The sequence below is a fragment of the Streptomyces sp. T12 genome, from assembly GCF_028736035.1.
Classification (GTDB): domain Bacteria; phylum Actinomycetota; class Actinomycetes; order Streptomycetales; family Streptomycetaceae; genus Streptomyces.
The window spans coordinates 268,007-281,674 of record NZ_CP117866.1; the positions used below are offsets into that span (position 1 = coordinate 268,007).

Consider the following 13,668-nt stretch of genomic DNA (forward strand, 5'->3'; position numbering starts at 1 on the left):
GGCACCCGCGGGATCGTCACACCCGTTTCCGTGATTCTTGTCGCGTCCCTCGAGTGTGACGTGCGGGGTGGGGCGCGGACACAGGCGGGGCGTGAAGAGGATCAGAGACATCAGGAGCGTCAAAGCCGTCCAGTGGCTGACCACCACGGATCACAAAACGATCGGAACGCTCTATTTGGTCACGTCGTTCGCGTTCTTCTGCATCGGTGGCGTGATGGCGCTCTTCATGCGCGCCGAGCTGGCCCGTCCGGGCCTGCAGATCATGTCGAACGAGCAGTTCAACCAGGCGTTCACGATGCACGGCACGATCATGCTGCTGATGTTCGCGACGCCGCTGTTCGCGGGCTTCGCGAACTGGATCATGCCGCTGCAGATCGGCGCGCCGGACGTGGCGTTCCCGCGGCTGAACATGTTCGCCTACTGGCTGTACCTGTTCGGCTCGCTCATCGCGGTCGGCGGCTTCCTCACCCCGCAGGGTGCGGCCGACTTCGGCTGGTTCGCCTACGCCCCGCTGTCGGACGCGGTCCGCAGCCCGGGCATCGGCGCCGACATGTGGATCATGGGTCTGGCGCTCTCCGGCTTCGGCACCATCCTCGGCTCGGTCAACTTCATCACCACGATCATCTGCATGCGCGCCCCCGGCATGACCATGTTCCGCATGCCGATCTTCGTGTGGAACGTGCTGCTGACCGGTGTGTTGGTGCTGCTGGCCTTCCCGGTGCTGGCCGCGGCGCTGTTCGCGCTGGAGGCGGACCGCAAGTTCGGCGCCCACGTCTTCGACTCCGCCAACGGCGGAGCACTGCTGTGGCAGCACCTCTTCTGGTTCTTCGGCCACCCGGAGGTCTACATCATCGCCCTGCCGTTCTTCGGCATCATTTCCGAGGTCATCCCGGTCTTCTCCCGCAAGCCGATGTTCGGCTACATGGGTCTGATCGCGGCGACCATCGCGATCGCGGGCCTGTCCGTGACGGTGTGGGCGCACCACATGTACGTCACCGGCGGCGTACTCCTGCCGTTCTTCTCCTTCATGACGTTCCTCATCGCCGTCCCCACAGGCGTGAAGTTCTTCAACTGGATCGGAACGATGTGGAAGGGCTCACTGAGTTTCGAAACACCCATGCTCTGGGCCACGGGATTCCTGGTCACCTTCGTCTTCGGCGGTCTGACCGGCGTCATGCTCGCCTCTCCGCCGCTGGACTTCCCGACGTCCGACACCTATTTCGTCGTGGCGCACTTCCACTACGTCATCTTCGGCGCGGTGGTGTTCGCGATGTTCTCCGGCTTCCACTTCTGGTGGCCGAAGTTCACGGGCAGGATGCTCGACGAGCGCCTCGGCAAGATGACCTTCTGGACGCTGTTCATCGGCTTCCACGGCACGTTCCTGGTCCAGCACTGGCTGGGCGTGAACGGAATGCAGCGCCGGATTCCCGACTATCTGGCAGTGGAAGGGCTCACGACGCTCAACACCCTGTCGTCCGTCTTCTCGTTCGTGCTCGGCGCGTCGCTGCTGCCGTTCTTCTACAACGTCTGGAAGACCGCGAAATACGGCGAGAAGGTCGAGGCCGACGATCCATGGGGCTACGGCCGCTCGCTGGAATGGGCGACGTCATGCCCTCCGCCGCGCCACAACTTCCTGACGCTGCCCCGGATCCGTTCCGAATCCCCGGCGTTCGACCTGCGGCACGCTCCCACGCCGGAGAAGGAGTTGACAGCTCTGTGAGCATCGCGGAGGAGTTCCTCAACGACATCGAGGGTCATCTGCTGCTGGCCGCGACCCGCGAGGAAGGCCGTACCGCCGCCGCGCGATTCAGTGCGCCGCTGCAGTGGCTGACGGAGGTTCAGCGCGGCGAGGTGGAGCGGCGGTTCGAGGCGGAATACCTCGCACTCGCCCGCGCCTCCTGGCAGCACACGGCGGCGCGTGCCGGAAGACTGCGGGACGAGTACGAGGCGAGATACCGCGGCCTGCGGCGCCGTCTGCTGGCCGGCTGGCTGCTGACCTGCGCCTTGGCTTTCGGTGTCCTTGCCGTGTGCCTTGCCTAGGACTGCGCTAGCTCACCGTCCACTTCTGGTTGTTCTGGCCGTTGCAGGTCCAGAGCACCAGCTTGGTGCCGTTGGCCGTGGCCGCGCCGTACGCGTCCAGGCAGAGCCCGGCGTTGACGTTGGTGAGGGTGCCGTCGCTGTTGAGGTTCCACTGCTGGTTGTTCTGGCCGTTGCAGTCCCAGATGACGACCCGGGTGCCGTTGGTGGTGCCGCGGTTGTAGGCGTCCAGGCACTTGTTGCCGTAGACCACCAGCTCCTTGCGGGTGCTGTTGTACTGCCAGACCTGGTTCTGGCCGCCGGTGCAGTCCCACAGCTGGGCGTCGGTGCCGTTGGCGATGGTGTTGTCGTTGATGTCGGCGCAGCGGCCGGACTGGGTGCCGGTGACCAGGGCGCCGTTCTTGCCCGGGAGCGGACGCACGACGATGCCGTCGAGCGTCGGGGCGCCGGAGAAGGAGATCGTGTTGGTGCTGCCCTTGACGAGGGAGACGTTGACGGAGATGTTGCCGGCGCTCGAACCGGTCGGCGGGAAGGAGACCTTGGTGGGGGTCTGGCCGTTGACGGTGAGGGTGGCGGTCCGGGCGGTGGACGTGTTGTTGGTGTAGGAGACGTCGACCGTCTTCAGGCCGGCGCTTCCGGCGACCACGCCGGAGAAGCTGGACGTGCCGCTGTAGGTGCTCGCGGACTGCTCGGTGCCCCCGGTGACGGTGAGCATGACGGAGCCGTTCGCCGGGACGCTGGTGGTGTAACTGGTACCGGTCGTGGCGACGTTCTGGCGGGCCCACAGGTCACGGACGGTCGCGGTGGCGTTCGTCAGCCCCAGGTCGGACCAGCGGACGGTCATGTTCTGCGTGGTCGACGTGCGGTTGAGGAGGACGACGGCACGGTTGCCGGTGCCGGCGAGGACCTTGCCGTACACCTGGAGACCGGAGGTGTCCTCGGCGACCTTCACGCCCTGGAGGCCGCGCGGATCCTGGTCGACGGCGATGACCTCGGGGTTGGTGAGGATGTTCGTCGTCTCGGTGGTGAGGGTGGTGAGGTCGAGGCCGGCGAGCAGCGGGGCGCCGGAGATCGCCCACAGGTTCATGTGGGAGCGGCTCTGTGCGGCGGTCAGGCCGTTCATCCCGACGACCATCATGTCGGGGTCGTTGTAGTAGCCGGTGTGCTGGGCCGTGGGGTGGATGTTGCGGTCGAAGGCGGTCAGGACGTTGCTGTACGACGGTGTGCCGCCGTGGAAGAAGATATCGGTGTTCGTCCGCCACATCGGGCCCATGCCCGGGGCCCAGTTCCAGGGGTTGGAGTAGCCCCAGTTGCACAGGGAGAGGGCGAGCGGGCGGCCGGTGGAGGCGGTCGCGGCGACCACGGCGTTACTGATCGCCTGGTAGGTCGTCTTCGGGTCGAGGCCCTCGGCGTCACCGCCGCACCAGTCGACCTTCACGAAGTCGAAGCCCCAGCGGGAGAAGGCCAGCATGTCCTGCTCGTAGTGGCCCTCGCTGCCGGAGCCGGGCGCGGCGGGGCGGCCGGTCGGGAAGTAGTAGCCGCAGCCGTCCTTGCCGGCGTCGGTGTAGATCCCGGCCTTCAGGCCCTTGCTGTGGATGTAGTCGGCGATGGCCTTCATGCCGCCCGGCCACTCGGCCTCGTCGACGGTGATGTTGCCGGCACTGTCGCGGGTGCCCTGCCACCAGCCCTCGTCGATGTTGATGTACTCGTAGCCGGCCGCGGGCAGACCCGCCGCCACGAACGCGTCGACCTGCCGCTTGATGACGTTGTAGTCGACCTTCGCGGCGAAGGCGTTCCAGGACGCCCAGCCCATCGGGGCCTCGGGCACCGGTATCTGACGGGCCGTCACCGCCTGGGCCGGGGCGGCCCCGGCGAACAGGAACGCGGCCGTCGCGACGAGCGCCAGGACTAGGGCGCGCGCGACGGCGGATCTACAACGGCGTACGAGACGGGGTCGAGGCGGGGGGTACATGCGGCTCCTTAGTGCGGGAGGATCACCAGTGCGGGAGGATCATCCAGACTGCCCGATTGTTCGATATATCGCACATGATTCGTAACATCGAACATGATGGCGCTGAAAGTAGAGCCAGGAGACAGGGAAGTCAACGGATGGGACGGATCCGAAGTCCCTCTCGCCCACAGGCCCTTCGCACTCGGCATGGGCGCCGCCATACTGGCCGACGTGCGCGTAGCGATCATGACGGCGGGCTCCCGGGGCGACGTGGCCCCCTACACCGGACTCGGGCACGCCCTGTCCCGGGCCGGACACGAGGTCACCCTGGTCACGCACGGCTGCTTCGAGCGGCTGGTCGCCGGGTCGGGCGTACGCTTCCATCCGATGCCGCTGGATCCACGGGCGGAACTGGAGTCCGCGCGCGGCCGCAATCTGCACCGCAGCGCGACCGGCGTCGGCAAGCTGGTGCGCGTGGTGGGGATGGCACGGACCCTGGCCGGCCGGATGACGGACGACATGCTGGCCGCCGCCCGGTCCAGTGACCTCCTGCTCCTGGCGGGCTCCACCGCGCCGCTGGGGCAGGTCATCGCCGAGGGCCTGTCGCTGCCGAGCATCGACGTCCCCCTGCAACCGCTCGCCCCCACCCGGGAGTTCGGTCCGCCGATGCTCGGGGGCCGCTCCTGGGGAGCCGTCGGGAACCGGGTCGCCGGGCACGGCGTGCAGCTGGCCATCGAGCGGGTCTTCTCGGCAGCCGTACCGGACCTGCGGGCACGCCTGGGGCTGTCTCGCGGCAAGGCACGCGGCACGCACGGGGGCCGCGTACTGCACGGCTTCAGCTCCCTGGTGGTGCCCCGGCCGCACGACTGGCGGCCGGGCCTGGAGGTGACGGGTTACTGGTGGCCGTACGACGGTGAGGCCCAACTCCCGCCCGAACTACGGGACTTCCTGGACGCGGGTCCACCGCCGGTCTTCGTGGGCCTGGGCAGCGCGACCGTGCCGGATCCGGCGCGGCTGAGTGCCGAGGTCGTGGGCGCCCTGCGCCGGGCCGGGCTGCGCGGGGTGATCCAGCGGGGCTGGGGTGGCCTGGAGGCCGCCGGGGACGACGTACTGACCATCGGTGAGGTGCCGCATTCCGCGCTGTTCCCGCGGATGGCGGCCGTGGTCCACCACTGCGGGGCGGGCACGACCGCTGCCGGGCTGCGCGCCGGGGTGCCGGCCGTTGCGGTGCCGATCCAGTTCGACGAGGGCTTCTGGGCCGGTCGCCTGGTCACCCTCGGCGTGGCACCCGGCGCCGTACCGCTGCGGAACCTCACGGCCGAGGCGCTGGCAGCCGCCCTGCGGCAGGCGACCGGCGATCCGTCCTACGGCCGTCGCGCCCGGACCCTGGCCGAGCGACTGCGCGCCGAGGACGGCGTGGCTCCCGTCCTCGATGCGCTGAACCGGCTCCAGGGCTGAGGCGAAGCAGAGCTGAATCGCCGTTCAGCTTCGTTCAGCAGGCGTTCAGCGGCGGCATCGCATCCTGGAAGCACAGGCCAGACCGCCCGACAGGGCGGGCGCGGCACCGCGCGGCACAGGGAGTGGACATGAGGCACAAGGGCAAGTGGATCGTCGCAGGCGTGATCTCTGCCGCGCTCATCGGCGGCGGCACCGGGCTCGCCGTGGCCACCGCCGGCGGGGACGACTCCGAGAAGCCCATCACGGGAAGCGCGCTCGACAGGGCGAGCGCCGCCGCGCTGGAGCACACCGGAGGCGGCAAGGTCACGGACACCGAGGTCGGCGACGAGGACGGGTACTACGAGGTCGAGGTCACGCTCGGCAACGGCAAGCAGACGGACGTCCACCTCGACAAGGACTTCAAGGTCATCGGCAGCTCGGCGGACAGCGAGAGCGAGAAGAACGACCAGGACTGATCCCCGACGGTGCCGGCACCACCGTCGAGCCCCTGTGTCAGGGCCCGGCAAGCCGTGGGCCGGCCGGCTGCAGGATGCCGAGGAGGAGGCGGACGAGTTCGTCGACGACCTCGTCGAGGGTCGCGTCCACCCACCCCGCGCTCCAGTCGTGCAGCAGCCCGTTGACGCTGCCGATGAACGCGGTCGCGGCGAGGCGGTAGTCGCGGGGCACCGCCTCGCCACGGGTGACGGCGAACGCCGCCTCGGCGCAGACGAGTTCGACCCAGCGGGCGCGCCGGGCGAGGCGCTGTTCCTCCAGGCGGGGGCTGACGCCGATGATCTCGACGAAGGTGATGCGGATGCGGCGCGGGTCGGAGGTGACGTTCGCGGCGTACGCGCGGAAGATCTCGGTGGCGCGTTCGGCGAGGGGCAGGTTCTCCGCGCCGGTCACCGCCGCCAGAACGGCCTCCTCCGCCCACGCGTTGACCTGGAGGTGGAGGGCGGCCAGGACGTCCTCGAGCGTGCGGAACTCCTCGTAGAACTGACGCGTCGACAGGCCCGCGGCCTCGCTCAGCGCCGCGACCGTCGTGCCCCGGTAACCGGGGCTGTCGCCGAACAGCTGGAGCGCGGCGTCGAGGAAGCGGCGCCGCCGCTCGGCCTGTCGCTCCTCGGCCGACTTGCCGCCGTAGCGGCCGGTGGGCGCCTTGAGCCTGCCCGCCACACTGTCCTCCCACCGCCTCGCCGACCCGACGGCCAATTTTGTCGTGTACGCAGTCTTGTGGAGAAGGGCACCCCCTCCTTACTTTTCAGTAAGTTGATTCTGAAAGCACCGGTGTTCAGATTCGCCGTGCTTCGGAGCTCACCGTGCTTCGGAGTTTCACCGTGCTTCGGAGTCACCGTCCCGCTCTTGCCATGCCCCACTCCTGACGCCCCACCTCAGAGGAAGAGAGCAGTCATGCCTGCCATCAGACCCAGGCACCTGTGCTCCGTAGCCGCCGCCCTCGCCCTGACCGTGACCGCCCCCGCGACCGCCGCCACGGCCGCCGCCGACTCCTCCGCCGCCGCCCTGCGTGAGGTGCTGTTCGTCGGCAACAACTGGGACGGCACCGCCGATGTCATCAAGTCCTCCGGCGACTTCGCGAAGATCGGCCGGATCGATGTCGTCCCCGACAAGGACGAGCGGATGGCGGAGATCAACGCCGATCCGATCAAGTGGATCTACTTCATGGCGATCCGCAACAGCGTCGGCGAGGGCCACGACCAGTTCGTCGACGACATGTACTCCACGCCGGACGGCACGTCGATGGTCGTCTCCCGGCCGAGCTTCGCCGACGTGGTCTCCATCGATCTGGCCACCGGTGCCATCAACTGGCGCTTTTCCGTGTCCGGTTACCGCGCCGACCACATGGCGGTCTCCCCCGACGGCAAGCGGGTCGCGGTGTCGGCCTCGACCGCCAACACCGTGCACGTGCTGGACATCAACTCCGGAAAGGAGTTGGGCAAGTTCGCCACCGGCGACAAGCCGCACGAGAACATCTTCACCCAGGACGGCAAGTACATCTACAACATGGCGATCGGCGACGTGAACACACAGACCGACGCCCCGTGGCTGGACTGGACGAAGGGCGACCGGCGCATCACCGTCGTCGACGCGACCACGTACCAGCAGGTCAAAGTCATCGACATGCGCCCGCGCCTGGACGCGATCGGTCTCACGGACTACTCCGACGCGGTCCGGCCCGCGGTGTTCTCGCCGGACGAGTCGAAGCTGTACTTCCAGGTGTCGTTCTTCAACGGCTTCTTCGAGTACGACCTGGCCACCGACAAGATCACCCGCACGAAGACCCTGCCGAAGAACGCGGCGACCAGCGACGACCGCACCACTTTCGTCAACGACTCACGCCACCACGGCCTTTCGATGAGCCCCGACGGCAGCAAACTGTGCGTCGCGGGCACGATGGACGACTACGCGACCGTGGTCAACCGCACCACCCTCCAGGAGGGCCCGCTCGTCACCGCCTCCAAGCCCTACTGGGCCACGGTCAGCGGCGACGGCAAGTCCTGCGTGGTCTCCGAGAGCGGCACCGACCAGGTCACGGCCATCGATTTCGCCACCGGCAAGAAGCAGGTGTCCGTCCCGGTCGGCGACCACCCGCAGCGGGTCCGGCTGGCTCATGTACCGGCCGACTGGACCAGCCCGTCGACCGGCTGAGCAGCCCAGGGACCGGGGCCCTTTGAGCTCAGCCCAGGGCCTTGAGCACCGCACCCACACCGTCCTCGGCCGCCATGTGCCGCGCGGCGACCGAGGCGGCCCGGGTGTACGCCTGCTGCCGTACGGCCCGACCGAGCGCGTCGGCGAGGCGTTCGGCGGTGAGGGACGCGAAGGGGACCGGGGCGGTGGCCGCACCGATCGCGGCCGGCCGCCCGGCCCAGAACGGCTGGTCCGCCGCCACCGGCACCGGGACGGCGGGGACCCCGGCGCGCAGAGCTGCCGCCGCGGTGCCCGCCCCGGCGTGATGGACCGCCGCGGCCACCCTCGGGAACAGCAGGTCGTGCGGTACGTCGCCGATCGTCAGGACGTCGTCGGCGTCGGCGTCGGCGTCGGCCGCGAGTCCGGCGCTGCCCGCCTGGAGGATCCCGCGCAACCCGGCGCGGCGCAGCGCCTCGACGGCGATCTCGCTCAGCCGCTCACCGTGGCCGCCCGCCCTACTGCCGAAGCCGACGAACACCGGGCGCGCTCCGGCCGCGAGGAAGTCCTCCAGGTCGGCGTCGCTGTACAGCCGGTAACCGGCGCCGCTGCGGCCACTGGGCGAGAGCAGTCCCGCCCGGTCGTAGTGGTGCAGCGTGCGCACGGTCACCCCGGCGAAGGCCGAGACCTGCCCCACGGAGTAGCTCATTCACCTGCCCTTTCGTCGGCGTACAGCGTGCAGCCCGACGTAAGGGGAGGGTCGAACGACGTTGCCTATCCGGCAGTCCGCGCGGCCCACGCGGAGAGCTCGGACCGGGCGGCGTTCAACAGGGCGGTCGAGGGAGCGCTCGCCCCGTTCGTCACCAGCGCGTAGTGCAGGACGCCGGAGTCCGAGTCGGTGAGCAGCAGGCGGCGGCTTCCCGTGCCGCCCGGTTCCGCGGCCACGCCGACCGGGGTGGCCGCGGTGTACGACGGCGGCGCGTACGCCGTGCCCAGGTCGGAGACCACCGTGGCGGACCCGGTCGGGAAGGACGCGGGAAGGTGCAGTTCGGTCGGCGCCGTGCCGCTGTTGGAGCGCCAGAGCAGCAGCCCGTACTGTCCCGACCCCACCAGCTGCGCGACGTTCGGCAGTGAGCTGGGCACCGGGTTCCAGGTCAGGGTCGTGTCGCCGTCCCGGGAGCGGTCCTCGTAGGTGAAGGCGACCGTCGCGCCGGACGTGGCGCTCGGGTAGAGGCGGTCCAGCAGCCGGGCGTCCTGCCGCAGCACCGGTGTTCCCGAGTCGTCGAGGCGTACGGCGGACAGGTCCTCCTCGTTCCAGGCGTCACCGGTGGTGAGGACCTTGTCGGGGTTGTCGTTCATCAGCTCGTGGTGGCGTCCGTTGTAGATGTCCCACTGCCACTGCGAACCGGAGAGCACCGGGCCGGAGCCGGCCGGGTCGGACCACCAGCTCTTGCCCGGGACCCGGGAGTCGAGGGCTTGGTACATCGCCTTGAGCACGGTCGGTGCCTTGTCGGAGACCGATCCCGCCAGTGGGTGGCCGAACTCGCTGACGATCGCGGGTGTTTTCGTGGCCGAGGCGCGGTCGCGGACGGTGCCGAAGTCGCCGGCGTACTGGCCGTCGGCCGCCTTGCCCCACATGAAGACGCCCGAGATGGCCTTCTGGTCGTAGAAGTGGGTGTTGAAGACGTACCGCGGCCCGAGCGTGCCCGCGTCCAGTAGTCCGCCCTCCTGCTTCTGGAAGTCGATGTTGGCGTTCCAGAAGAGGTTCGGCTCGGCGAAGAGCGGCTTGTCCTGCCAGCCGGCCGCGTCCATGCGGGACCGGAACTTCTCGTAGAAGGGCCACAGGATGTCGCGTTCCCAGGTGCGGCTGGTCTGGCCGGAGTCGTAGGTGCCGGCGTGCGGTTCGTTGTAGGGGTCGAAGCCGACGACGCCCGCGAACTCGGCGGCGGAGACGTTCTGTTTGACGTACGCCATCGTCTTCTGGGCGGTGGCCAGGAAGGCGTCCTGGAGGCCGTGCGCGTTGTGCCAGAAGTCGTGCGACGCCTGCTTCACGGCCTCGTTCTGGGTGATGTTCTGGCCCCAGAAGAGGCAGATCCCGCAGTTCTCGTCCGGGTAGTTCCCGGCGTCGACGGCCCACTTGGGGGCGCCGTCGCCCGTGTACCAGCTGTCCGGATCGAACAGGTGGCGGGAGTAGAGGTCCTGGTGGAAGTCGGGGTAGACGCGGATGCCCGCGTCGAGGAAGGCGCGCATCTGGGCGGTGGCGGCGGCCAGATACGTGGTGTCCACCTGGCCGCGTACGGGTTCCGCGTAGGCCCAGGACAGCAGGAAGCGGATCGAGTTGCCGCCGCCGAGGGCGCGCAGCGCGGTCGCGGACTTCTTCGCGTCGGCGACCGAGGCGAAGGGCAGGCCCTTGTTCTCGGCCAGCTTGGTCTCGCCGGAGACGTTGTAGCCGCGCAGCACGACCTCGCGGCCGTTTCCGTCGGTGAAGCGGCCGTTCTGGACGGTGAGGGGCGTTTCGTCGAACCAGAGGGAGTCGGGAAGGGTCGCGGCGGTGGCGGGAGTGGGGCCCGCCACCGTCAGGGATCCGAAAAGGACGACCAGGACAACGAGCAGACGCGTCCGGATATTCGGCATGTCCACTACAGTCCGGTGATTTCAGGACACAGTCAACACCCCTGACTCTGGAGTAAGTTCTGTCTCGGCCAGCACGCCGGTCTCATCCCTGCCGTCCCTACCCGGGCAGATCGAGGTCCTCACGAGCCTCGGCCACCCACCGCAGGACACCTTCCGCCCCGGACTTCTCGGCCGACTCCACCGCTTCCCGGAGGAGTTCCGCGGCTTCCTCCCGCCGGTCCTGCTGGGCCGCGACGTAGGCGAGCCCGATCAGGTTGGCGGCCACTCCCGGCAGGAATCCGAGCTCGCGGCGCAGCCGGGTGGACTCCTCGAAACGGTCTCGCGCCGCATCGAGCCGTCCGGCCATGTGCTCCGCGAAGCCCAGGTGCCGAAGGGCGTACGACATGGTCAGCCGGTCGTCGGCCCGGGTGGCGAGGTCGAGGGCGCGGGTGAAGGCGGGCAGGGCCGCCTCAGTGTCGTCACGGACCACCTGGTGGAAGGTGCCGACCCAGAACAGCGCCTCCCCCTCGCCCCGCACGTCGCCGAGCCGCTCGTACAGCCGCGCCGCGCGCTCGAAGAGCTCCAGCTCCCGCGCGTCCTCGACCCGCTCCTCGAGGAATCGGGCATGGACGACCTTGCCGCGGGTCAGGGCGAGATCCGCCTCGACCGCGTCGAGCCCTCGCTCGGCGGGCGCCAGCGCACTGCTGTCACCTCCGAACACCGCACGCTCGTAAAGGAGTTGGGCTTGCTCTATCCGTGTGTCCGCAGTCATCCGGCGATCGTACGAAAGCCGTCCCTCACCCTCCCAACGACTTTTCAGCCGCCGACCCTGCGCGTCAGGTTCAACAGGTACTCCTTGCGGTTCAGCGGGTTGAGGTCGGTGCGCCGTCGCTCCGGGACGGTGCCGCGTGCGGCGGGGGCGTAGTGGTCGAAGGTGCTCTCCAGCTCACCCTCGCCGCGCGTCAGCCCGGGTAGTTGCTGCTCCAGCTCGTGCACGTGGGCCGCGGGCACCGATCCCTCCAGCGAGCAGCAGGTGCCGCGCGTCTGCGTGCTCTGCGGCACCGCGCGCAGCCTGGTCAGCACCGGCAGCAGGGCGGCCAGGGTGTCGGCCGGGGCCTCGATACGGAAGCGGTGCATCGGCTCGTGCACCTGGGTGCCTGCCCGGCGCAGGGCCTCGGTCAGGACCAGCGGGGTGAGGCCACGGAAGTCGTAGCCGGTGCTGGACATGCTCTTGTCGAAGCCCTGGTGGGCGTGGCTCTGCCGGGGTGAGTAGCCGGAGTGGGTCATGGTGACGGTGCAGTCGGGGATCTGCCAGCCGCGCAGGCCCTGGCCGAGGGTCTCGCGGACGGTGTCCTCGACGGCCTTGAAGAAGGCGTACGGCATGGAGCCGAGCTCCACCTCCAGCCGGAAGGCCACGCCGGACCCGACCGGGGCGGGGTCGACGCGCAGGCCGACCGTCGCGAGGAAGGGGTTGCCGTCCTTCTTGTTGAACTCGACCGCCGCGCCCGAGCCGACCGGCCGCTCGACACACAGCGGCGTCGTCTCGCGGAAGGTGACGTCGAGGCCGAACTCGTCGGCGAGCGTGGCCTGGATGACCTCCTTCTGTACCTCGCCGTAGAGGGAGACGAAGGTCTCCTGCCGTACCTCGTCGTGGCGCAGGTCGATCAGCGGGTCCTGTTCGGCGAGCAGGGTGAGCGCACGGTGCAGGGCGCGCCGGTCCGCTCCGTCGCCCGGGACGACGACGGTTTCGAGGGTGGGCGGCGCGAAGAAGTGCCCGTGCGTCTTGCGGGGTTCGCCGAGGGCGTCGCCGATCCTGATGTCGCCCAGGCCCCAGAGCTTGGCGATCCGGCCCGCCGCCACCAGATCGTCCCGGACGTCCGCGCCGTGATCGAAGACGCTGACCGCGGTGATCCGGCCCTCGGTGCGCAGGTCGGCGAGGCCGCCGGCGTCGCTCGATTCGCCGGGCGCGCCGAAGCGGATCCGGTCACGGGTGTGCAGGGTCCCGGAGAACATCCGCGCGTACGCGACCTTCTCCCCCGCCGGACCCCGCTCCACCTTGAAGACGGTCCCCGAGACCGGTCCGTCGGGGTCACCGCCCGCGGCGGGCAGCAACTCCCTGATCCCGCCGATCAGCGCGTCGACGCCCGCGCCCGTGACGGCGGAGCCGAAGTACACCGGATGGACGAAGGCCTGCCGGGTCCGGTCGGCGAGCGCGGCGTGGAGGCGGTCATGGGAGACCGTGTCCTCGACATAGGCGGTCAGCAGGTCGTCGTCGAGGTCGGCGAGGACGTCCAGCGCGGACGGGCCGAGGCCGGGCAGGAAGCGCGCGTCCCGTGTGCCGAGGGCAGCGGCCGTTCCCATGGGCACGACGGCCGCCGTCAGCCGTTGCGAGATGGCCCGCAGGACGGCGTCGTACCGCGCACCGCGTCGGTCGATCTTGTTGACGAAGACGAGGGTCGGAATGCGCAGCCGTTGCAGCGTGCGCATCAGGACGCGGGTCTGCGGCTGGACGCCCTCCACGGCGGAGACGACCAGCACGGCGCCGTCGAGGACGCCGAGCACCCGCTCCACCTCGGCGATGAAGTCCGGGTGGCCGGGGGTGTCGATGAGGTTGACCGTCACGTCGTCCAGCGCGAAGGAGACGACGGCGGACTTGATGGTGATGCCGCGCTGCCGCTCCAGCGCGAGGGAATCGGCCTGCGTGTTCCCGGCGTCGACGCTGCCGATCTCGTCGATCACGCCTGCCGTGTGCAGCAGGCGTTCGGTCAGGCTGGTCTTACCGGCGTCGACATGGGCGAGGATCCCGAGGTTGAGCAAGTGCACGAAGCGTCATGTCCTTTGAAGTGGGGGTCGTTCCTTCCTGGGGGGACATGAACGCAGTGCGCATTGCTGCTCCTCTGTGTGTGGCGACGGGTCCCGTGCAGTGCAGCAGGACAGGCCCCGCACAGGCAATGGATTAATGCTCAACGAACCCTGCCCGCAGCACT

11 protein-coding genes are annotated in these 13,668 nt (G+C 69.3%); 5 read left to right on the forward strand and 6 right to left on the reverse strand.

Annotation, left to right across the window (positions count from 1 at the left end):
- Positions 1-91 precede the first annotated feature (91 nt).
- Together ctaD and PBV52_RS01240 are read left to right on the forward strand one after the other, a co-directional pair.
- Positions 92-1,720 (forward strand): cytochrome c oxidase subunit I, encoded by a 1,629-nt coding sequence (ctaD, locus tag PBV52_RS01235; RefSeq protein ID WP_274236371.1) that lies wholly within the window; start codon positions 92-94, stop codon positions 1,718-1,720.
- Positions 1,717-2,040: a hypothetical protein gene (locus PBV52_RS01240; protein WP_274236372.1), complete on the forward strand. Its 324-nt coding sequence runs from the start codon at positions 1,717-1,719 to the stop codon at positions 2,038-2,040. The genes ctaD and PBV52_RS01240 overlap by 4 nt, the downstream gene beginning before the upstream one ends.
- 7 nt (positions 2,041-2,047) lie before the next feature.
- Here PBV52_RS01240 and PBV52_RS01245 read toward each other — a convergent pair whose 3' ends face one another.
- Positions 2,048-4,009: an RICIN domain-containing protein gene (locus PBV52_RS01245; protein WP_274236373.1), complete on the reverse strand. Its 1,962-nt coding sequence runs from the start codon at positions 4,007-4,009 to the stop codon at positions 2,048-2,050.
- 225 nt (positions 4,010-4,234) lie between these two features.
- Here PBV52_RS01245 and PBV52_RS01250 point away from each other — a divergent pair, with 225 nt between their 5' ends.
- On the forward strand, positions 4,235-5,446 hold the full coding sequence (locus tag PBV52_RS01250) for a glycosyltransferase (RefSeq protein ID WP_274249210.1): 1,212 nt from the start codon (positions 4,235-4,237) through the stop codon (positions 5,444-5,446).
- 128 nt (positions 5,447-5,574) lie between these two features.
- Complete coding sequence (locus PBV52_RS01255; protein WP_274236374.1) at positions 5,575-5,901, forward strand: PepSY domain-containing protein; 327 nt, start codon at positions 5,575-5,577, stop codon at positions 5,899-5,901.
- Between the two features lie 37 nt (positions 5,902-5,938).
- On the opposite strand, the gene PBV52_RS01260 is transcribed toward PBV52_RS01255, so the two are convergent.
- Complete coding sequence (locus PBV52_RS01260; protein WP_274236375.1) at positions 5,939-6,601, reverse strand: TetR/AcrR family transcriptional regulator; 663 nt, start codon at positions 6,599-6,601, stop codon at positions 5,939-5,941.
- Between the two features lie 234 nt (positions 6,602-6,835).
- On the opposite strand from PBV52_RS01260, the gene PBV52_RS01265 reads away from it, so the two are divergent.
- Positions 6,836-8,092, forward strand: coding sequence for a YncE family protein (locus PBV52_RS01265; RefSeq protein ID WP_274236376.1), 1,257 nt, complete (start codon positions 6,836-6,838; stop codon positions 8,090-8,092).
- A 28-nt stretch (positions 8,093-8,120) separates the two neighbouring features.
- Here the strand turns inward: PBV52_RS01265 and PBV52_RS01270 are convergent, their stop codons facing one another.
- The 4 genes from PBV52_RS01270 to PBV52_RS01285 all read right to left on the reverse strand — a co-directional run bounded on the left by PBV52_RS01270 (position 8,121) and on the right by PBV52_RS01285 (position 13,504).
- Positions 8,121-8,777 (reverse strand): nucleotide disphospho-sugar-binding domain-containing protein, encoded by a 657-nt coding sequence (locus tag PBV52_RS01270; protein WP_274236378.1) that lies wholly within the window; start codon positions 8,775-8,777, stop codon positions 8,121-8,123.
- 65 nt (positions 8,778-8,842) lie between these two features.
- Positions 8,843-10,702, reverse strand: coding sequence for a cellulase family glycosylhydrolase (locus PBV52_RS01275; RefSeq protein ID WP_274236379.1), 1,860 nt, complete (start codon positions 10,700-10,702; stop codon positions 8,843-8,845).
- Positions 10,703-10,799: 97 nt separating this feature from the next.
- Positions 10,800-11,453, reverse strand: coding sequence for a tetratricopeptide repeat protein (locus PBV52_RS01280; RefSeq protein WP_274236380.1), 654 nt, complete (start codon positions 11,451-11,453; stop codon positions 10,800-10,802).
- A gap of 44 nt (positions 11,454-11,497) precedes the next feature.
- The gene (locus PBV52_RS01285; protein ID WP_274236381.1) at positions 11,498-13,504 is read right to left on the reverse strand and encodes a translation factor GTPase family protein; all 2,007 of its coding nucleotides are present in this window, start codon (positions 13,502-13,504) and stop codon (positions 11,498-11,500) included.
- Positions 13,505-13,668 lie beyond the last annotated feature (164 nt).